The 18,798-nt window shown below is 69.4% G+C and carries 18 protein-coding genes; 10 read left to right on the top strand and 8 right to left on the bottom strand.

Annotated elements, in window-relative coordinates; genetic code table 11:
* Window positions 1-19: 19 nt before the first annotated feature.
* The 3 genes from AZL_RS00865 to AZL_RS00855 all read left to right on the top strand — a co-directional run bounded on the left by AZL_RS00865 (window position 20) and on the right by AZL_RS00855 (window position 3,049).
* On the top strand, window positions 20-859 hold the full coding sequence (locus tag AZL_RS00865; RefSeq protein WP_012972788.1) for a universal stress protein: 840 nt from the start codon (window positions 20-22) through the stop codon (window positions 857-859).
* A gap of 321 nt (window positions 860-1,180) precedes the next feature.
* A complete protein-coding gene (locus tag AZL_RS00860) occupies window positions 1,181-2,101 on the top strand; it encodes a replication protein RepA (protein ID WP_012972787.1) in 921 nt (306 codons plus the stop codon).
* Between the two features lie 177 nt (window positions 2,102-2,278).
* Window positions 2,279-3,049 (top strand): sulfite exporter TauE/SafE family protein, encoded by a 771-nt coding sequence (locus AZL_RS00855; protein ID WP_042442268.1) that lies wholly within the window; start codon window positions 2,279-2,281, stop codon window positions 3,047-3,049.
* Window positions 3,050-3,082: 33 nt separating this feature from the next.
* Here AZL_RS00855 and AZL_RS00850 read toward each other — a convergent pair whose 3' ends face one another.
* Window positions 3,083-4,003, bottom strand: coding sequence for a methyltransferase domain-containing protein (locus tag AZL_RS00850; protein ID WP_012972785.1), 921 nt, complete (start codon window positions 4,001-4,003; stop codon window positions 3,083-3,085).
* 36 nt (window positions 4,004-4,039) lie between these two features.
* Between AZL_RS00850 and AZL_RS00845 the strand changes: the two genes are divergently transcribed.
* The 4 genes from AZL_RS00845 to AZL_RS00830 all read left to right on the top strand — a co-directional run bounded on the left by AZL_RS00845 (window position 4,040) and on the right by AZL_RS00830 (window position 6,382).
* Entirely contained in the window at window positions 4,040-4,369 is a 330-nt protein-coding gene (locus tag AZL_RS00845; RefSeq protein ID WP_247894239.1) for a flagellar biosynthetic protein FliQ, read from the top strand.
* 13 nt (window positions 4,370-4,382) lie between these two features.
* Complete coding sequence (locus AZL_RS00840; protein WP_012972784.1) at window positions 4,383-5,150, top strand: ComF family protein; 768 nt, start codon at window positions 4,383-4,385, stop codon at window positions 5,148-5,150.
* 117 nt (window positions 5,151-5,267) lie between these two features.
* Complete coding sequence (grxC, locus tag AZL_RS00835) at window positions 5,268-5,531, top strand: glutaredoxin 3 (RefSeq protein ID WP_012972783.1); 264 nt, start codon at window positions 5,268-5,270, stop codon at window positions 5,529-5,531.
* Complete coding sequence (locus tag AZL_RS00830) at window positions 5,528-6,382, top strand: carbon-nitrogen hydrolase family protein (protein ID WP_012972782.1); 855 nt, start codon at window positions 5,528-5,530, stop codon at window positions 6,380-6,382. The genes grxC and AZL_RS00830 overlap by 4 nt, the downstream gene beginning before the upstream one ends.
* Before the next feature lie 32 nt (window positions 6,383-6,414).
* Here the strand turns inward: AZL_RS00830 and AZL_RS00825 are convergent, their stop codons facing one another.
* The 5 genes from AZL_RS00825 to AZL_RS00805 all read right to left on the bottom strand — a co-directional run bounded on the left by AZL_RS00825 (window position 6,415) and on the right by AZL_RS00805 (window position 11,999).
* A complete protein-coding gene (locus AZL_RS00825; RefSeq protein WP_012972781.1) occupies window positions 6,415-6,906 on the bottom strand; it encodes a DNA polymerase III in 492 nt (163 codons plus the stop codon).
* A gap of 10 nt (window positions 6,907-6,916) precedes the next feature.
* The gene (locus tag AZL_RS00820; RefSeq protein ID WP_148219148.1) at window positions 6,917-8,779 is read right to left on the bottom strand and encodes a DUF294 nucleotidyltransferase-like domain-containing protein; all 1,863 of its coding nucleotides are present in this window, start codon (window positions 8,777-8,779) and stop codon (window positions 6,917-6,919) included.
* 242 nt (window positions 8,780-9,021) lie between these two features.
* Window positions 9,022-10,743, bottom strand: coding sequence for a cation acetate symporter (locus AZL_RS00815; protein WP_042442263.1), 1,722 nt, complete (start codon window positions 10,741-10,743; stop codon window positions 9,022-9,024).
* Entirely contained in the window at window positions 10,743-11,045 is a 303-nt protein-coding gene (locus tag AZL_RS00810) for a DUF485 domain-containing protein (protein WP_012972778.1), read from the bottom strand. Before AZL_RS00810 ends, AZL_RS00815 begins: the two co-directional genes overlap by 1 nt.
* Before the next feature lie 375 nt (window positions 11,046-11,420).
* Window positions 11,421-11,999, bottom strand: a complete 579-nt coding sequence (locus AZL_RS00805) for a DUF1178 family protein (protein ID WP_012972777.1) — start codon at window positions 11,997-11,999, stop codon at window positions 11,421-11,423.
* A 199-nt stretch (window positions 12,000-12,198) separates the two neighbouring features.
* Here AZL_RS00805 and AZL_RS00800 point away from each other — a divergent pair, with 199 nt between their 5' ends.
* Complete coding sequence (locus tag AZL_RS00800; protein WP_012972776.1) at window positions 12,199-12,783, top strand: class I SAM-dependent methyltransferase; 585 nt, start codon at window positions 12,199-12,201, stop codon at window positions 12,781-12,783.
* A gap of 15 nt (window positions 12,784-12,798) precedes the next feature.
* Here the strand turns inward: AZL_RS00800 and AZL_RS00795 are convergent, their stop codons facing one another.
* Window positions 12,799-13,383: an RNA methyltransferase gene (locus AZL_RS00795; RefSeq protein WP_012972775.1), complete on the bottom strand. Its 585-nt coding sequence runs from the start codon at window positions 13,381-13,383 to the stop codon at window positions 12,799-12,801.
* 179 nt (window positions 13,384-13,562) lie between these two features.
* Between AZL_RS00795 and AZL_RS00790 the strand changes: the two genes are divergently transcribed.
* A complete protein-coding gene (locus AZL_RS00790) occupies window positions 13,563-14,501 on the top strand; it encodes an AraC family transcriptional regulator (protein ID WP_012972774.1) in 939 nt (312 codons plus the stop codon).
* Window positions 14,502-14,590: 89 nt separating this feature from the next.
* On the top strand, window positions 14,591-15,829 hold the full coding sequence (locus AZL_RS00785; protein WP_042443343.1) for a class I SAM-dependent methyltransferase: 1,239 nt from the start codon (window positions 14,591-14,593) through the stop codon (window positions 15,827-15,829).
* Between the two features lie 54 nt (window positions 15,830-15,883).
* Here AZL_RS00785 and clpB read toward each other — a convergent pair whose 3' ends face one another.
* A complete protein-coding gene (gene clpB, locus AZL_RS00780) occupies window positions 15,884-18,487 on the bottom strand; it encodes an ATP-dependent chaperone ClpB (RefSeq protein ID WP_012972772.1) in 2,604 nt (867 codons plus the stop codon).
* Between the last annotated feature and the right edge of the window lie 311 nt (window positions 18,488-18,798).

The raw sequence follows: 18,798 nt of genomic DNA, 5'->3' as shown, positions 1-18,798 counted from the left end.
TCTGGGCAGGACTCACACCATGGCTATCAAGGATTTCCTGGTCGTCGTCGACGATACGCCCGCGTCCGCAGCGCGTCTCGACCTCGCGGCACGGCTCGCAGCCCGGTGCGATGCGCACCTGACCGCGCTCTATGCCTTCACCGACATCGTGCTTCCCGGCTACATCGAGGCGGAAATCCCACAGGAGCTGCGCGACAGCCGCCGCCAGTCCCGCAAGGAACAGACGGAGCGGATGACGGCGGCCTTCGACGACACGATCCGCCGCCACGGCCTGACCGACCGCTCCGAATGGCTGGTGCAGGAAGGTGACCCGACCATCAGCGCGGCGGTGCGCGGCCGCTATGCCGACCTGATCATGGTCGGGCAACCCGACCCCGACCGTGACCGCGACCAGCCCGTCGCCCAGCCGGCCGACCTTCTGTTCGAATGCGGCCGGCCGCTGCTGGTCGTGCCCTATGCCGGCCGCTTCGCCAGCATCGGCGAGCGGATCCTGATCGGCTGGAACGGCAGCCGCGAGGCGGCGCGGGCCGTCGGCGACGCCATGCCCCTGCTGGCCGCCGCCAAGCGGGTCGTGGTGATGGCCGCCAATCCGAAACCCGGCCCGAACGGTCTGGGCGACGAACCCTGCGCCGACATCGCCCGCCACCTGTCCCGCCACGGCTGCCGCGTCGAAGCCACCCATGTCGCCACCGACGTGGTCGAGCCGGGCGACACCCTGCTGAACATGGCCGCCGACGAGAGCTGTGACCTGCTGGTGATGGGCGCCTATGGCCGCTCGCGCTTTCGCGAACTGGTTCTCGGCGGCATGACCCGCTTCATCCTGCGGCACATGACGGTCCCGGTGCTGATGAGCCATTGAGGAGGCCTCGGCTGGCGAATGCCCCACCCGTGGGGTTAAGCGACCATCCGTCTCCCGAGTCCCTCCGCAACCGGCGCGAGTCGCCGCCCGAGGCCCCTTGGGGAAAAGCGACCGTCGCCCTTTGTCCACCCCGTCCCCCGTGGGGAAAAGCGGCCGAATCGTGGGGAAAAGCGGCGCGACTCGGGCTTTCCCCATGGGGAAAAGCGGCGACTCAACTAACAGGTCAAACAACTAACCGTCGAGTAGCCTGGTCGCCTAACCCCACATTGACTCCAGCGCCCGCCGCTCACCAGGATGCCACAACATCCGGGCGAGGGCGCGATGGGCGACATACACAGGCTTGTGATCGAGCATGGTCGGGACAAGGCCCGCGCCCTGGTCCGGCCCGAGGAGCGGACGCTGGTGGACATCGCCGCCGACATCCTGGCGGACGAGAACCAGCATCTCGGCATCACCTACAGCGGCTTCTGCCTGACCAGCCTGCCGCACAAGAAGCTGGCCGACGACATGCCGTGGGAGAAGCGCGGCCATCAGGTGACGCTGCTGGTCGAGCCGGGCCGGCTGAAGGTGAATGGCCGGATGAAGCTGTTCGGCGTGCCCTATGGCGCGCGGGCGCGGATGATCCTGATCTATCTGCAGACCCAGGCGGTGCGCACCGGCCGGCGCGAGGTCGAGCTCGGCCGCTCCATGCGCGACTGGCTGACCCGCATGGGCATCAGCGTCGGCGGCGAGACCTTCCGCGGCTTCCGCGAGCAGTCGCTGCGCATCTCCGCCTGCACCCTGAAATTCTTCTGGGACGGCGAGGATGCCGACGTCTTCGAGAAGGGCGGCATCGTCAAGCGCGGCCTGATCTTCCACGATGATCTCGGCGACGACCGCCAGGGCACGCTGTGGAACGACGTGGTCCAGCTGGACGAGACCTTCTTCCAGGCCCTGCGCGACCACCCGGTCCCGTTGCTGGAGGAGGCGGTGCGGCAGTTGAAGGACCGCTCGCTCAGCCTCGACCTCTATGTCTGGCTCGCCTACCGGCTGCATTCGCTGAGCCGGCCGCAGCCGATCTCCTGGCCGTCGCTCTATGCCCAGTTCGGTGCCGGTTACGACCAGATGAAGCATTTCAAGCCGCGCTTCGTGCAGGCGCTGCAATATGCGCTGGCCGCCTACCCGGACGCCAAGGTCGAACCGGCAGACGACGGCGTCGTGCTCCACCCCAGCCGCCCGCCCATCGCCCGCCTGCTGGCCTGAGACCGTGGGGTTAAGCGACCGCGATGAGGCGATGTTTGCCGCGGTTGCACTCCCCCCAGACAAAGCGGTTCCCGGTCGCTTTCCCCCACACCCGCCAATCCATTGACCCACGTCATTGGGGTAGCCGCCTCTCCCCCCTAAGATCGCCCTCCGTTCCCGACCCGGAGACACCCGCCCTTGGACGCCCTGTCGCTGCTGGATGCCGGACTGAACCAGTGCGCCGTGGTCATCGACCGCGACGGCGGGCTGCTGCTGGCCCTGCTGACCGCCGGGCTGGTCGGCGGCACCACCCATTGCGCCGGCATGTGCGGCCCCTTCGTGCTGGCCCAGGTGTCGGCGCGGCTGGAGCGGGTGCCGCTGGCGGCGATGTCGGAGTTCCGCCGCCTGACCGGGGCCGCCGTGCTGCCCTACCATGCCGGCCGGGCGACGACCTATGCGCTGATCGGCGCGCTGTCGGCCTCGGTGGCCGGCCATGTCGGGGCGCTGCCGGGCCTGCGCTGGCTGTCGGTGGCTCTGCTGGCGCTGGCGGCGCTGTTCTTCCTCGGCTATGCCGCGCGCGGCGCCCTGTCCTGGCTGCCGAAACCGCGGTCGCCCGGTGAGGGCCGGCTGCGACGCTGGTGGAGCGACCGGGTATCCGCCTTCGCCCGGCCGCTGTTCGGCAACCCGACCGGCTGGCGCGGCTATGGGCTGGGGGTGGCGCTGGGCTTCATCCCCTGCGGCATGCTTTATGGCGCCGTCGCGGTGGCGGCGGCCAGCGGCAGCGCGCTCACCGGCGCCATCGGCATGATGGCCTTCGCGCTCGGCACGATGCCGAGCCTGCTGGCGGTGGGGTTGGCCGGGCATATCGCCGGCCGCACCTGGCGCACCGCCGTCGCCCGCGCCGCCCCGGCGATCATGCTGGTGAACGCCGGGGTGCTGGGCTGGATGGCGTGGAAGCTGGTCGCCTGAACCAGCCCCCCGTCCCGATCGGATCAGCCGGTTTCAGTGGATGCCGCAACCGCCGCCCTTCAGCGCGTCGCCCAGCGGAACCTGCCCGCTGCCGGGCTTCAGCGGCTGCTGCTGGCTCTCATGCGGCGACCAGCCGGCGAGATAGAGCACCTCGAAGGTCACCGGAATCCGCCCGTCCGGCTCGGCATAGAGTTCGGCATAGCGCCGGGCCGCGTCGAACAGCAGCCCGCGGCTGGCCGGCACCTTGCGCCGCGCCAGCACGGCGTTGGTCTCGCCCATGCCGCGCAACTCACGCATCAGGGCGAAGGCGTCGGAATAGGTGACGGTGATGACGTCGCTGTCGACCACCGGCAGGGCGAAGCCGGCGCGTTGCAGCAACCCGCCGGCATCCTTGATCTCGGCGAAGGGCGACACGCGGGGGGAGACGCCGCCCGACACCTCCATCTCCGCCTCGTAGAGGCAGCGGCGCAGCTCGGCCAGCGTCTGGCCGCCGAGCATGGAGGCGCAGAAGAAGCCGTCGGGCTTCAGCGCCTGCCGGATCTGCACCAGCGCGCCCGGCAGATCATTGACCCAATGCAGGCTGAGATTGCTGACCACGAGGTCGAAGCTGCCGGCGGCGAAGGGCAGGAACTCCTCGTCGGCTGCAATTGCGGCGGCGGCGATGGTGCCGCTGCCGGGACCGGCGGCGGCGCGGGCGAAGTCCGGCGACAGGTCGCAGGCGACCAGCCGTTCGATCCCCTTGCGGCCGTTCAGGATGCGTCCCATCGCCCCGTCATGGCAGCCGACGTCCAGCGCCAGCGGAAAGGGGCGGATCACGTCCTCCAGCCGGTCGGCAAGCCGGTCGGCGATCTCCTCGAACAGGAAGGCGTGGTCGGTGAATTCGGCGACGGCGCGGTCGCGGCGGCGGCGGACCAGCGCACGGTCGAAGACGGTCATGCTGTCGGGATTCGTCATGGCCGCACTATACCCCAGCCCGGCGGCGCGACAACCGTGCTACACTCGCAGGACAGCCACCATCTCCACGCCACCATTCTCCATCGGGACAGCCACGCCATGGGCATCGACGAGGCCATCGCCGTCAGCCACGAGGCGCTGATGGTCATCCTGAAGATCTCGCTGCCGCCGCTGGGCCTCACCGCCCTGCTGTCGGCGGGGCTGATGCTGGTCCAGACCGCCACCAACATCAACGAATCCTCGATCCAGCAGGACATGAAGTTCTTCGCCACCCTGCTGATCCTGTTCGTCACCGGCCCGGCGATCTATCTGGCGCTGCGCGACTACACCGGCGTCATCTTCGAACGCATCGCCATGTTGCAGTGACCGGGCCACGGCGATGCGGTCCCTCCCTCCCCTGGCCACCTCCCTCGCCGGACTGGGCCGCGCCGCCGCCGGTGCTGCGGGGCTGCTGCTGGACGCCCTGCTGCCGCCGCGCTGCCTCGGCTGCGGCGAGGCGGTGGACCGGCAGGGCGGCCTGTGCGCCGCCTGCTGGGTCACGCTGACCTTCATCGCCCCGCCGCTGTGCGCCCGCTGCGGCCTGCCCTTCGAGTATGAGGCGCAGGAGGGGGCGCTGTGCGGCGCCTGTCTGGCCGCCCCGCCCCCCTTCGCCCGCGCCCGCGCCGTCCTGGCCTATGACGACGGCAGCCGGCCGCTGGTGCTGGGCTTCAAGCATGGCGACCGCATCCATGCCGCCGGCTCCTACGGCCTCTGGCTGGCCCGCGCCGGAAAGGAACTGCTGGCCGACGCCGACCGGCTGCTGCCGGTGCCGCTGCACCGCGCCCGCCTGTTCCACCGCCGCTACAACCAGGCGGCCCTGCTGGCCCAGGCCCTGTCGAAACACAGCGGCGTGCCGGCCACCCCCGACCTGCTGCAACGCCGGCGCTCCACCCCGACCCAGGGCGGGCTGGACCGCCGGGGACGGCACCGCAACGTCAAGGGCGCCTTTTGCCTGCGGCCGGGCCAGTCGGTGGCGGGACAGCGGCTGGTGCTGATCGACGACGTGATGACCACCGGAGCGACCCTGGCGGAATGCACGCGGGTCCTGCTGCGCGCCGGCGCGGCGAGGGTCGACGTGCTGACGCTGGCGCGCGTGGTGCAGCGCTGACACCGGAAAAGGGCCGCGTCCGGCGAGGCTGACCGGCGTCGCGCGCGGGCCGCAACGTCTGGCGCCTCCCGTGGGTTGATCCTATAGTCTCCCCACATCCAACAGGAGCCCAGTGGCATGGCCGACGTCGTCATCTACACCACGCCCTTCTGTCCCTACTGCATGCGGGCCAAGAGCCTGCTCGACGGCAAGGGGGTGAGCTACGAGGAAATCGACCTCTACGCCCAGCCGGGACGCCGCGGCGAGATGATCGAGCGGGCGGAAGGCCGGACGACCGTTCCGCAGATCTTCATCGACGGCAAGCCCTATGGCGGCAGCGACGACATCCACGCGCTGGACCGCGCCGGCAAGCTCGACCCGCTGCTGGGCATCGCCGCATGAGCGGCGCCCCGCCCATCAATGGCGGCGTGCTGAAGGCCGCCTGCATCCAGGTCAATGCCGGGACGGAGCTTGAGCCCAACCTGCGGACGGCGGGCGACCTCGTCCGCCGCGCCCGCGACGCCGGGGCGGCCTTCATCGCCCTGCCGGAGAATGTCGGCTGGATCGTCCAGGGCCGCGACAAGACCATGCGGCGTGTCCGCAGCGAGGCGGAGCATCCCGGCATCCCCGCCTTCGCCGATCTGGCGCGGGAAACCGGGGCCTGGATCCTGGGCGGCACCCTGCATGTCCTGCTCGACGACGGGCGGGCCGCCAACCGCAGTTACCTGTTCGACGCCGGCGGGCGGATCGTCGCCTCCTACGACAAGATCCACATGTTCGACGTCACGCTGAAGGACGGCGAGAGCTACCGCGAATCGGCGACCTTCCGGCCGGGCGAGCGGGCGGTGGTGGCGTCGAGCCCGTGGGGCGGCATCGGCATGACCGTCTGCTACGATGTGCGCTTCGCCGCTCTCTACCGGGCGCTGGCCCAGGCGGGGGCGTCGATCCTGACGGTGCCGGCCGCCTTCACCGTGCCGACCGGCCGCGCCCATTGGCATACGCTGCTGCGCGCCCGCGCCATCGAGACCGGCTGTTTCGTCGTCGCCCCGGCCCAGACCGGCAGCCACGACCAGGGCCGCCAGACCTACGGCCATTCCCTGATCGTCGCCCCCTGGGGCGAGGTGCTGGCCGATGCCGGCACCGAGGTCGGCATCATCACCGCCGACCTCGACCTCGACCGCGTGGCGGAGGCCCGCGGCATGGTCCCGTCGCTGACCCACGACCGCGCCTTCACGGTGGAGCGGGTCGGGTAATCCCCTCTCCCGCCCCCCTCAGCGCCCGTCCTTCAGCGCCCGTCCTGGGTCAGCCGCAGCCACGCCATGGCGGCGGCCAGCGCCGTGCCGAAGGCGCCGCCGGGCCGCACCGGCAGGTCGAGGTCGCGGATCAGGCTGTCCAGCCGCAGATCGACCGCCTGTTTGGACAGGCTGCGGATCTTGCGGTCGTAATAGAGGCTTGACACCTCCGCCCGCTCGTCGGGCAAAGGCCGCCCGGTCAGGCGCTCCGCCAGGGCGACGGAGAAATCCAGATAATAGCCGACCAGCGGGCGGCCGCCGATGAAGGCGTGCAGCCGGTCGCCGGCCTCGGCCACGCCGATGTCGCCGCCGGGATGGAGCAGCAGGGCGCCGCCGGTCAGGATGCGGAAGCCCCGGATGCGGATGGCGGCGACGGCGACCGGCCGCGCCGTCCCCGGATCGAAGCTGGTCGCCTCGCAATGGATCGCGACATGCTCCCGGCGGTCGGCGCCATGGCCGCCATCGCTGTGATCGGAACCGCCCATCGCCGTCGCCTCAGTGGTTCAGTCGGAAATGGTGGGCGATCAGCTCCTTGAAGCTCTTCACCAGCGCCAGGCAGTCCTTGAACTGGTCGCGGTCGAGCTTGCCCAGACGGTCGGGGTGGACGAGATTGTCGATCGCCAGATCCGCCCCCTCCCCGCCATCCTCTCCGTTTTCCTCATCGGGCAGGTCGACGCGCGCCTTCAGCCGGATGGTCGACAGGATGGTGAAGGCCTCCACCAGATCGGCGGCCATCCGGCGCTCCAGCGCCCCCAGCTCGGCCAGCACCTGGATGCGTTCGACCGTGTTGGTCTCCGCCCGGTGCTTCTCCAGCGCCAGCGCCCGCACGCCGTGGACGATGGGGAAGATGCCGGCCTTCTTGATGTCCACCGGCTCCGCCCGGCGCCGTTCGAACAGGGCGGCGAACAGGCCGCTCGGCGTGTCGAAGGACAGGGCCGGCCGGGCGAAATGGGTGAAGAACATCTGGTTGTCCTGCAACCGGCCCAGCAGATACTCCTTGGCGTCCGCCAGCAGCGTGGCGTCGCCGGCCACCGGAGCGGCATCGTAGAAGATGGCGAGATTCATCTGCGCCGCCTCGTCCGGACGGTGGATCCAGCCGAAGATCGCGTCCTTGTAGCCGGCGAGCGGCCGCGTCCACTCCGGGTTCGACAGCATGATGTTGCCCGGACAGGGCGGATAACCGAAATCGACCAGATGACGGGTGAAGTCGGCGGCGATGCGCGGCAGATCGGGGCAGTCGAAGCCGTCGCGCAGGATCAGGCCATTGTCCTGGTCGGTCTTCAGCAGCTGTTCGCCGCGTCCCTCGCTGCCCATCACGATCAGGCAGCTGTTCGCCAGCAGCTCCGGCGGGGCCAGCAGTTCGAACAGCTTGCGGAAGATGCGGCGGTTCAGCTCCGTCACCAGATCGGCGATGACGGCGACCTTGACCCCGGTGGCGTGCAGCGTGCGGATCAGCTCGACCACCGAACGGCTGGCCCGCCGCAGGTCGGCGGGGTCGGCCGCGTGGTCCACCTGCACGCCGATGACCTGGGAATGGTTGGACAGCACCGCCAGCAGGTCGCTTTGCCCCAACAGCCCGACGATGGCGCCGGCCTCCGTCACCACCACCCGGCGCACCGCATGGCGGGTCATCAGCACCAGCGCGTTGAACAGCAGGTCGTCGCGGTCCAGCGTCAGCAAGCCATAGCGGGCGAGCGGCCCCACCGGATCGGTCACCGGCCGCCCCTCCAGCACCACGAGGTCACGCAGGTCGGTGCCGGTCAGGATGCCGACGGCGCCATCCGCCCCACGCACCAGCACGCTGCTGGCGCGGTTGCGCTTCATCGCCTCGGCCGCGTCGCGCAGGCTGGCGCCGGCATCGACGAACAAGGGCGGATGGAGATAGGCCTGCCGGATGCGGGCCATGGTCAGCGCCGCCATCTCGCGGTTGGAGCGCTGGGCGGCGAGATCGCGCATGCGCTGGGCGAAATCGCCGATGATGGCGGCGCCGAAGGCCGGATTCTCCGCCGCCAGCGCCTCCAGCGCCACGCGCGGGACCAGATGGCAGGCGCATTCGTCCGCCGCGACGAAACGGCGGCCGGCTCCGCCCGCCCCGCCATACAGCGCCTGGAGACCGAAGCGGTCGCCCCGCCCATGGACGGCCGCCAGTTCGCCGCCGCGGCGTTCCTGCACCGTCCCGCGCAGGACGACGAACAGCGAGTCGGTCGGCTCCTCCCGCGACAGCAGGACGGTATGGGGCGGGTAGAGCGCGATGTCCATCGCGCCGGCCAGCGCCGCCCGCTGCTCGTCGGTCAGCAGATCGAAGGGAGGCTGCCCGAAGTCGAAATCCGGACAGGCGGTCGGCATCGCGTGCTGCACGGGCAGGCTCCGTCGCGGGAGGGCGGGGCATGAAAAAAGCGCCACCGGATCGCGGCCGGTGGCGCCTTTCAGGATACACCCGCCGGGCGGAAGGCCGGAAGCGGGTGCGACATTTGGCGGCGTGGTTCGTTCACCGCACGGGCTGGAGCCTTTTCTTCCTGGGAAGGGATGCGGTGCGAGTCGCGATCCCTTCCCCGTTCTTCCCGCTCCGCCCGGTTACCCCATCGATATCAGCGGGCCGCTCAGTGGGCGGACGCACCCTCGGCGCCCAGGCCGGTCTGCGACCGGATATACTGGGCCTCGAAGTCCTTGCGCTCCTTCTGGGCCTGCGCGCTGTTGTCGGTGATCGAGAAGAACCAGATGCCGAGGAAGGCGAGCGGGATGGTGAAGGCGCCCGGGTTGTCGTAGGGGAAGATCGCTTCCGGATGACCCAGCACCGCCTTCCAGACAGTCGGACCCAGCACCAGCAGGACGATGGCGGAGATCAGGCCGAGCGCACCGCCCATGACGGCGCCGCGGGTGGTCATCTTGCCCCAGAACATCGACATCAGCAGGATCGGGAAGTTGGCCGAGGCGGCGATGACGAAGGCCAGACCGACCATGAAGGCGACGTTCTGGTTCTCGAAGGCGATGCCCAGGATGATCGACAGGATGCCGATGGCCACCGTGGTGATCTTCGACACGCGGATCTCGTCGGCCTCGTTGGCGCGGCCCTTGGCGAAGACCGAGGCGTAGAGGTCATGGGAGACCGCCGAGGCGCCGGCCAGCGTCAGACCGGCGACCACCGCCAGGATGGTGGCGAAGGCGACCGCCGAGATGAAGCCGTAGAACAGGTCGCCGCCGACCGCATGGGCGGTGTGGATGGCCGCCATGTTGGTGCCGCCGATGACGTTGGCCACCACCGCCTTGACGCCGGCCGCCGGGGCCGCGGTCAGGAAGGGATAGGCGTTGTTGGCGTCGGGAGCCAGGATCATCAGGATGGCGCCGAAGCCGATGATGAAGGTCAGGATGTAGAAGTAGCCGATGAAGCCGGTGGCGTAGAAGACCGACTTGCGGGCTTCCTTGGCGTCGGCGACGGTGAAGAAGCGCATCAGGATGTGCGGCAGGCCGGCGGTGCCGAACATCAGCGCCATGCCGAGCGAGATGGCGGAGACCGGATCGGTGACGAGCGCGCCCGGCGACATGATCGCCAGCCCCTTCGGATGGGCCTCGACGGCGGCCTTGAACATCGCCTCGGGGCTGAAGCCGAACTTGGCCAGGATCATGAAGGCCATGAAGGAGGCGCCGGACAGCAGCATCACCGCCTTGATGATCTGCACCCAGGTCGTCGCCAGCATGCCGCCGAAGGTGACGTAGCCGATCATCAGCACGCCGACGATGACGACCGCGACCATGTAGTCGAGGCCGAACAGCAGCTGGATCAGCTTGCCCGCCCCCACCATCTGGGCGATCAGGTAGAAGGTGACGGTCGCCAGCGAGCCGCAGGCCGACAGCGAACGGATCGGCGTCTGCTGGAAACGGTAGGAGGCGACGTCGGCGAAGGTGTATTTGCCGAGGTTGCGCAGCCGTTCGGCCACCAGGAACAGCACGATCGGCCAGCCGACCAGCCAGCCCACCGAATAGATCAGGCCGTCGAAGCCCGAGGCGTACACCAGGCCGGCGATGCCCAGGAATGAGGCCGCCGACATATAGTCGCCGGCGATGGCGAGGCCGTTCTGGAAGCCGGTGATGCCGCCGCCGGCGGCGTAGAAGTCCTTGGCCGACTTGGTGCGGCGGGCCGCCCAGTAGGTGATGCCCAGCGTGAACAGCACGAAGGCCAGGAACATCAGGATGGCCGACCAGTTGGTCGCCTGCTTCTGCACGGCGCCGCCGATGGCGTCGGCCAGGACGGTGGTGGGAAGCAGCGCGCCGGCGGCGGCCACCGCCGCGGCGACCGGGGTGGCGAGACGGGTGGTGGCGCGCATCACTTCGACTCCTCCAGGATCTGGCGGTTCAGCTCGTCGAACTCGCCATTCGCCCGATGCACGTAGATGCCGGTCAGGATGAAGGCGGACAGGATGGTGAAGACGCCGATGGGAATGCCCCAGGTGGTGACGCCGGAGCCGATCGGCGTGCCCAGGAAATTCCTTCCGAACGCCACCAGCAGAATGAATCCGAAATAAATGACCAGCATGGCGATCGACAAAGTCCAGGCGAAGGCGGAGCGTTTCGCCACCAGTTCCTGGAATTTTGGATTGTTCACAATCCGTTGCGCGTTTTGACTCATGTGCGTCCCCTCATCGAGTGCCGGCAATGTTCGGCGGTCCGCCAAGACACCGTCTTCCGAACCAGAGACAGCATCTTCTGAACCAGCGGGCATTTGCCGTCCGGGCCGTCGCGTCCGGGTTTCTCCCCGTAATTCGTACGCCCTTGACCTGCCCAATTGTTTGATACAGATCATTGTTGGATGCACCCCCTACCTTGGTCGATTCGAACGCGCCAATGGGAAGGCCGATCCTGAAAAGCCAAGGCTGGGCAAGGCGCTAGGCGCATGGGAAAAGGCGCGCCCGAGGGTGGGCGCGCCTTTTTGGAAGTCAGTGTTTCAAACGGTTTCGTTGGGAATCAATGGCCCCGCCACAAGGCCCGCCGCGCTGGCGTGCCGTCAGGAATCGCTGCGTGGAATCCAGGGGATGCGGTGGAATGTCACACCCTCGTCGTGGAGTTCGGCGACCTCCTCGTCCGACGCCTCGCCATAGATGCCGCGCGGGTCGGTCTCGCCATAATGGATGCGGCGGGCCTCCTCGGCGAAGCGGTCGCCGACATAGTCGCAGTTCTTCTCGACACTGCGCCGGACCTCGGTCAGTTGCCGCATGACCTCCGCCACCGCCTCGCGCTGGGCGTCGTTCAGGCCGGCCGGCAGGGCGGCGACCATGTCGGAGACGTTGGGCAGCGGCACCGGCACGGGGACCGGAGCCGCGGGGACCGGAGCCGCGGCGTTGGGCTGTGGCGCGGCCGGCGGGCTGTCCGCCGCGACGGCTTCGGCCTGCTCGCGGGCACGGTCGGCCGCCTTGGCGACGCCCTTGGCGATGCGCGGGGCCATCGGCGCCTTGCCGACGATGGTGTCGCCGCAGATCGGGCAGGCGATCTGATGCGCCGCCGCCTGTTCGTCATAGGCGGCACCGTTGCGGAACCAGGCCTCGAACCGATGGTCGGCCGAGCATCTCAACGCGAAGAGGATCATGTCCCCACTAGCCCCAAACTAACCCGCAGCTGGAAGGTGCGCCCCGGCGTGCCGGTCCGGGTTGCGGCGCGACTCGGGAATTTGCCCTAATTCAGCACGGCCGGGCCGCGCCGTCAAACGCCGCCCTGCTCAATTGTCCGTACCTCTTGTGATATCGTTCCGCGCGCCCCAAGAAAAGTCCGCCAAGGGAACTTCCATCATGCCCACGCCGCATCCGCTCTCGCCACCCTCCCCCTGGGTCGAGCGATTCGCCCCGCTGTTGCGGGCGGGCGGGCCGGTTCTCGACCTCGCCTGCGGCGGCGGACGGCATCTGCGGCTGTTCCGCCGGCGCGGCCATCCGGTGGTCGGTCTGGACCGCGACCTTGCCGGCGTCGCCGATCTGGAGGGGAAGGCGGGCGTCACTCTCGTCCAGGCCGATCTGGAAGGTGGCGACTCGGCGGGCGGCCATGGCCCCTTGAATGGTCCCTTGAATGGTCCCTTGCCGGCGGAGCGCCGTTTCGCCGGGATCATCGTCACCAACTACCTGCACCGGCCGCTGTTTCCCGCCATCCTGGCGGCGCTGGAGCCGGGCGGCGTGCTGATCTACGAGACCTTCGCCGACGGCAACGCCCGCTTCGGCCGCCCCTCCTCCCCCGACTTCCTGTTGCGCCGGGGCGAGTTGCTGGAGGCGGTGCGCGGCACGCTCCAGGTGGTGGCCTTCGAACAGGGCGAGATCACCCTGCCCAAGCCCGCGGTGGTGCAGCGGATCTGCGCCGTCGCCGCGGAGGATCCGCTGCCGCTCTGACCTACCCCTGCATCCTCACTCGTCGCCATCCTCCTCGACGGGCCTCTGCTCGCCGCGGATGCGGCGGCGGCGATCGGCCTTGCGCATGATCTGCTTGCCGTGCTTGTGCAGCGACGGCGGCTCCAGCGGGCCGCCGGGGCGCACCGGCCGTTCGGCGAAGCGGCCGAGCGAGATCATGCGATCATACATCACCAGCGCCCCGGCGACGCCGACATTGATGCAGAAGGACATCGGGATCTTCACCACATGGTCGCAGCGCTCCAGCAGGGCGGGCGACAGGCTGTCGCGCTCCGGCCCCAGCACATAGGCGGCGCGCGACGGGTGGCGGAAGCTGGGCAGTTCGACCGCATCGTCGGTCAGTTCCACCCCGACCAGCGCGCAATCCTTCGGCAGGGTGAAGTCGGCGACCCGGTCATGGATGTAGAGCGGCAGATGCAGCGTGGCGCCGGAGGTATCGACCAGCTTCGTCTCCCGCAGATCGGGTTCCGGATCGATGGCGAAGAAGAAGGAGGCGCCGAAGGCGTGGGCGGTGCGCATCAGGTTGCCGACATTGCCCGGCTTGCTGATCCGCTCCACCCCGATCCCGAAATAACCACGCATGAAGAACCCGCCGCTCCAGGTAAGGATATGACCGGGCGTGAGCTTGCCGCCACCACCCGCCCGAGGCAAGCTCGCCGGCATGAGCGCCGGGCGACGACGGGCCGGGCCGGCGGCTCAACTCCGCAAGCGCGATCAAGCGGCCGCCGGTTAGCATCGGCGGGACTGGAGGACGCCGACCCATGACCCATGAGACCCCCGAGATCCATGATCGCCTGTCCGCGCAACCGCCGGTGCCTTGTTCCGCCATCGCGGCCAAGCCCGGCACGCGGCTCGATTATGGCGACCGGACCGAACGGGTGGTGGCCTATATCGCCGACCATCTGGACGATCCGCTCGACCTCGAGCGGCTGGCGGAGGTGGCCTGCTTCTCGCCCTACCATTTCCATCGCGTCTACCGGGCGATCACCGGCGAGACCGCGGCGGAGACCCTGCGCCGGCTTCGCCTGCACCGGGCGGCCGGCGATCTGGTGCGCGACAGCATCGCCATCCCGGACATCGCCCGGCGTGCGGGTTACGGCAGCGTCGAGGCCTTCACCCGCGCCTTCGGGCAAGGTTATGGCGCGACACCGGCCGCTTACCGCAGGCGTGGGCGGCTCAATCCTCCAGTCCCGACCGGCCATCGAACCGCCAACCATCGAATGGAGGACAGCATGCACGAGGTCGAAATCCGCGATCTGCCCGCCCACCGCGTCGTCGGGCTGCCGCATCGCGGCCCCTACATGACCATCGGCGTCAGCTTCGACCGGCTCTATGCCTGGGCGTCCAAGCAGGGGCTGATCGGTCCCCACATCCGCAGCTTCGCCATCTACTACGACGATCCCGACTCGGTGAAGCCGGAGGAGCTGCGCTCCTTCGCCGGACTGATGCTGGATCTGGGAGTCGTGGAGGACGGGATGATCCGCGTGGTCGACATCCCCGGCGGGCGTCATGCGGTGGTGCGGCACCAGGGCCCCTATGCCGAACTGGGCGCGGTCTATCGCTGGCTCTATGGCGAGTGGCTGCCCAACAGCGGCCACGCGCCGGGCGACGCCCCCTGCTACGAGGAATATCTCAACAACCCGCGCGCCCTGCCGCCGGCGGAGTGGCTGACCGAGATCTGCGTTCCGCTCGCCGACTGAGATCACCCCGAGCGGACACGACCGGACGGCTGCCATCGGGCGGGCGCGGTGCTATGGTCGCCGCGCCCGTTCCCTATGAGCAGTCCCCCATGAGCATCGACGACCTGCGCGCCCAGTACGAAGCCTATCCCTACCCGGCGCGCAACCCGGCCGACGAGTCCAAGCGCCTGATCACCGGCTCGCCCAGCCATCTGGACGAGTTGGTCCAGCATGTCTTCGGCGGCCGGATCGACCATTCCAAGCCGCTGCGCGTGCTGGTGGCCGGCGGCGGCACGGGGGACGGCGCCGTCATGCTGGCGCAGCAGATGGCCGATGCCGGCAATCCCGGCCGCATCACCTACATCGACCTGTCCGACGCCAGCCGCGCCATCGCCGAGGCGCGGGCCAAGGCGCGCGGCCTGAGCAACATCGTTTTCCGCCGCGGCTCGCTGTTGGAGCTGGGCGAGGTCACGGCCGAAGCCGGGCCGTTCGACTACATCGACTGCTGCGGCGTGCTGCACCATCTCGACGACCCGGCGGCCGGCCTGCGCTCGCTGGCCGGCGCGCTGGCGCCCGGCGGCGGCATCGGCCTCATGGTCTACGCCCCCTATGGCCGCACCGGCGTCTATCCGATGCAGGAGGCGCTGCGCGGCATGACCGAGGGGCTGCCGCCGGCCGAGAAGGTGGCGCTGGCCCGCCGGCTGATCCAGGCGTTGCCGCCGACCAACTGGCTGCTGAACAACCCGCACATCAGCGACCACCGGCTGGCCGACGCCAACCTCTACGACCTGCTGCTGCACAGTTGCGACCGCCCCTACGGCGTGCCGCAGCTCGCGGAGCTGGCGGACAGCGCCGGCCTCGCCATCGCGACGCTGATCGACCCGCTGCGCTACGAGCCGTCGCTGTGGGTCAAGGACGCCCGCGTTCTGAAGCGGCTGGAGGGCATGGGCATGCTGGAACGCGCCGCCTGGACCGAGCGCGTCACCGGCGCCTTCACCAAGCACATCGCCTATCTGCTGCGTCCCACCGATGTCGACGCCGCCCGCATCCAGCCGGACGGGCCCGACATTGTGCCGATCCTGCGTGACATCGACGGCCCGGCGGTGGCGAAGGCGGTGCCGCCCGGCGGCGGCCTGGAGTTCGACCTGATGGGCGGCGTGGTCGCGCTGCCCCTGCCGCGGCTGGCCGGGCCGATCCTGTCGCGGATCGACGGCGGGACCAACCTGGGCGCCCTGCACGCCGCCATCGAGCCGACCGCCAAGGTGACCTGGGAGCAGTTCCTCACCCAATTCCGCCAACTGTTCGACGCGTTGGGCGGCCTGGGCAAGATGCATCTGCGCCGGGGCTGACCCCCCCCGCTCCCCCAAGCATGCGCAGCGGGGGAGAGGGGAACTGGCGGAGCGTCAGCCCTTGCGGACCAGCCCGCCGACCGGCTGGCCGTCGATGGTCAGCGAACCGGCTTCGGCCCCGACCGCCACCGTCTGGCCGTCCTTGATCCGGCCCTCCAGGATCAGGGTCGCCAGCGGGTTCTGCAACTCGCGCTGGATCACCCGCTTCAGCGGACGCGCGCCATAGACCGGGTCGTAACCGGCCTCGGCCAGCCATTCGGTCGCCGCCTCGTCCACCGTCAGCGTGATCTCGCGGTCGGCGAGCATCCTGGTCAGGCGGCCGAGCTGGATTTTGACGATGCCGCCCATATGCCGGCGGTCGAGCCGGTGGAACAGCAGGATCTCGTCCAGGCGGTTGAGGAATTCCGGCCGGAAATGGGCGCGGACGGCCTCCATAACCTCGTCGCGCACGGCGGCGCTGTCCTCGCCCTCCGCCTGCTCGGCCAGCGCCTGCGAGCCGAGGTTGGAGGTCATGATGATGACGACGTTGCGGAAATCGACGGTGCGGCCCTGCCCGTCGGTCAAACGGCCGTCGTCCAGCACTTGAAGCAGCACGTTGAAGACGTCGGGATGGGCCTTCTCCACCTCGTCGAACAGCACGACCTGATAGGGCCGGCGGCGCACCGCCTCGGTCAGCGCCCCGCCCTCCTCATAGCCGACATAGCCCGGAGGCGCGCCGATCATGCGGGCGACGGAGTGTTTTTCCATATATTCGGACATGTCGAGCCGGACCATCGCCGTCTCGTCGTCGAACAGGAATTCGGCCAGCGCCTTGGTCAGCTCGGTCTTGCCGACGCCGGTCGGACCGAGGAACAGGAAGGAGCCGATCGGGCGGTTGGGGTCCTGCAACCCGGCCCGCGCACGGCGCACGGCGTTGGACACGGCGACGATCGCCTCGTCCTGGCCGATCACCCGGCCGCGCAGCTTCTCCTCCATCGCCAGCAGCTTCTCGCGTTCGCCGGCCAGCATCTTGTCCACCGGCACGCCGGTCCAGCGGCTGACCACGGCGGCGATGTCGCCGTCCCGGACCTCCTCGTTCAGCATGCGGCTGCTGGCATGCTCCTCCGCGTCCTTCAGCGCCTTCTCCAGGCCGGGAATGACGCCATAGGCCAGCTCGCCCGCCCGTCCCCAATTGCCGTCGCGCTGCGCCGTCTCCAGTTCGGTGCGCGCCTTCTCCAGATCCTCCTTGATCTTCTGCGCGCCCTGGAGCTGGTCCTTCTCGGCCTGCCACTTGGCGGTCAGCTCGGCCGACTCCTGCTCCAGCTCGGACAGCTCGCGCTCCAGGGTGACCAGCCGGTCGCGCGACGCCGAGTCCTGCTCGCGCTTCAGCGCCTCGCGCTCGATCTTCAGCTGGATGATGCGGCGGTCCAGCTCGTCGATGGCCTCCGGCTTGCTGTCCACCGCCATGCGCAGGCGGCTCGCCGCCTCGTCGATCAGGTCGATCGCCTTGTCGGGCAGGAAACGGTCGGTGATGTAGCGGTTGGACAGGGTCGCCGCCGACACGATGGCGCTGTCGGTGATGCGTACGCCGTGATGGACCTCGTAGCGCTCCTTCAGGCCGCGCAGGATCGAGATGGTGTCCTCCACCGTCGGCTCCGACACGAAGACCGGCTGGAAGCGCCGGGCCAGCGCCGCGTCCTTCTCGATGTATTTGCGGAACTCGTCCAGCGTGGTGGCGCCGACGCAATGCAGCTCGCCGCGCGCCAGCGCGGGTTTGAGCATGTTGGAGGCGTCCATGGCGCCATCCGACTTGCCGGCGCCGACCAGCGTGTGCAGCTCGTCGATGAAGACGACGATCTCGCCGGCCGCCGCCTGGATTTCCGACAGCACCGCCTTGAGCCGCTCCTCGAACTCGCCGCGATATTTGGCGCCGGCCACCAGCGCGCCGAGGTCGAGCGACAACAGCTGCTTGTTCTTCAGTCCTTCCGGCACGTCGCCCTTGACGATGCGCTGGGCCAGCCCCTCGACGATGGCGGTCTTGCCGACGCCGGGCTCGCCGATCAGGACGGGATTGTTCTTGGTGCGCCGCGCCAGCACCTGGATGGTGCGGCGGATTTCCTCGTCGCGGCCGATGACGGGATCGAGCTTGCCGTCGCGCGCCGCGGCGGTCAGGTCGCGGGCGTATTTCTTCAGCGCGTCATAGCCCTGCTCGGCGCTGGCGCTGTCGGCGGTGCGGCCCTTGCGGATGTCGTTGATCGCGGTGTTGAGCGCCTGCGGCGTCACGCCGGCGGATTTCAGCGCGCGCGCCGACGGGGTGCCGTCGGCCATGGCCAGCGCCAGCAGGATGCGCTCGGCGGTGACGAAGCTGTCGCCGGCCTTCTCGGCGACCTTCTCCGCCTGTTCGAACAGGCGGGAGAGTTCGGGGGTCAGATAGAGCTGGCCGGCGCCGCTGCCCTCGACCTTCGGCAGCTTGTCCAGTTCGGCATCGACCGCCGACAGGGCCGCCTGGGGATCGCCGCCCGCCGTACGGATCAGGTTGGCGGCGAGGCCCTCCTTGTCGTCCAGCAGGGTCTTCAGCAGATGTTCCGGGGTCAGGCGCTGATGCCCACGGCGCACCGCCAGGGTCTGCGCGGCCTGGATGAACCCGCGGCTGCGCTCGGTGTATTGCTCGAAATCCATGATGCTCCCCTCTCTCCCGCCAACCGTCCGCGAGGCAGCCCGGCCGACTCGATCCCCCTGCCCGATCCACGCAACTGTGCGATCCGCAAGGATGCTGCCGAAGATGTAGGCAGGGCCGAAAGCCATGCAAGACCATCGGCGCGGAAAGGGTATCGGTGGGGAAACGCCGCCACGACCTCCTCCCGCCGGACCGCCTGGGATCGGGAAAAAGGGGTAGCGCCCGCCCCCACCGATTGCTCCCTACACCGCCGCGGTCGGCCGCGGTTAGACTGCCGGCATCGCGTCTGGCGACCATCCCGCCTGGCGACGGT

The organism is Azospirillum sp. B510, from assembly GCF_000010725.1.
GTDB lineage: Bacteria > Pseudomonadota > Alphaproteobacteria > Azospirillales > Azospirillaceae > Azospirillum > Azospirillum lipoferum_B.
This window is presented reverse-complemented; position numbering and strand designations above follow the sequence as displayed.

What these genes read in the sequence shown, in the direction of transcription:
- AZL_RS00865 (WP_012972788.1), top strand. Translation starts at nt 20, where the DNA reads ATGGCTATCAAGGATTTCCTGGTCGTCGTCGACGATACGCCCGCGTCC.
- AZL_RS00860 (WP_012972787.1), top strand. Translation starts at nt 1,181, where the DNA reads ATGGGCGACATACACAGGCTTGTGATCGAGCATGGTCGGGACAAGGCC.
- AZL_RS00850 (WP_012972785.1), bottom strand. Translation starts at nt 4,003, where the DNA reads ATGACGAATCCCGACAGCATGACCGTCTTCGACCGTGCGCTGGTCCGC.
- AZL_RS00840 (WP_012972784.1), top strand. Translation starts at nt 4,383, where the DNA reads ATGCGGTCCCTCCCTCCCCTGGCCACCTCCCTCGCCGGACTGGGCCGC.
- grxC (WP_012972783.1), top strand. Translation starts at nt 5,268, where the DNA reads ATGGCCGACGTCGTCATCTACACCACGCCCTTCTGTCCCTACTGCATG.
- AZL_RS00830 (WP_012972782.1), top strand. Translation starts at nt 5,528, where the DNA reads ATGAGCGGCGCCCCGCCCATCAATGGCGGCGTGCTGAAGGCCGCCTGC.
- AZL_RS00825 (WP_012972781.1), bottom strand. Translation starts at nt 6,906, where the DNA reads ATGGGCGGTTCCGATCACAGCGATGGCGGCCATGGCGCCGACCGCCGG.
- AZL_RS00815 (WP_042442263.1), bottom strand. Translation starts at nt 10,743, where the DNA reads ATGCGCGCCACCACCCGTCTCGCCACCCCGGTCGCCGCGGCGGTGGCC.
- AZL_RS00810 (WP_012972778.1), bottom strand. Translation starts at nt 11,045, where the DNA reads ATGAGTCAAAACGCGCAACGGATTGTGAACAATCCAAAATTCCAGGAA.
- AZL_RS00805 (WP_012972777.1), bottom strand. Translation starts at nt 11,999, where the DNA reads ATGATCCTCTTCGCGTTGAGATGCTCGGCCGACCATCGGTTCGAGGCC.
- AZL_RS00800 (WP_012972776.1), top strand. Translation starts at nt 12,199, where the DNA reads ATGCCCACGCCGCATCCGCTCTCGCCACCCTCCCCCTGGGTCGAGCGA.
- AZL_RS00795 (WP_012972775.1), bottom strand. Translation starts at nt 13,383, where the DNA reads ATGCGTGGTTATTTCGGGATCGGGGTGGAGCGGATCAGCAAGCCGGGC.
- AZL_RS00790 (WP_012972774.1), top strand. Translation starts at nt 13,563, where the DNA reads ATGACCCATGAGACCCCCGAGATCCATGATCGCCTGTCCGCGCAACCG.
- AZL_RS00785 (WP_042443343.1), top strand. Translation starts at nt 14,591, where the DNA reads ATGAGCATCGACGACCTGCGCGCCCAGTACGAAGCCTATCCCTACCCG.
- clpB (WP_012972772.1), bottom strand. Translation starts at nt 18,487, where the DNA reads ATGGATTTCGAGCAATACACCGAGCGCAGCCGCGGGTTCATCCAGGCC.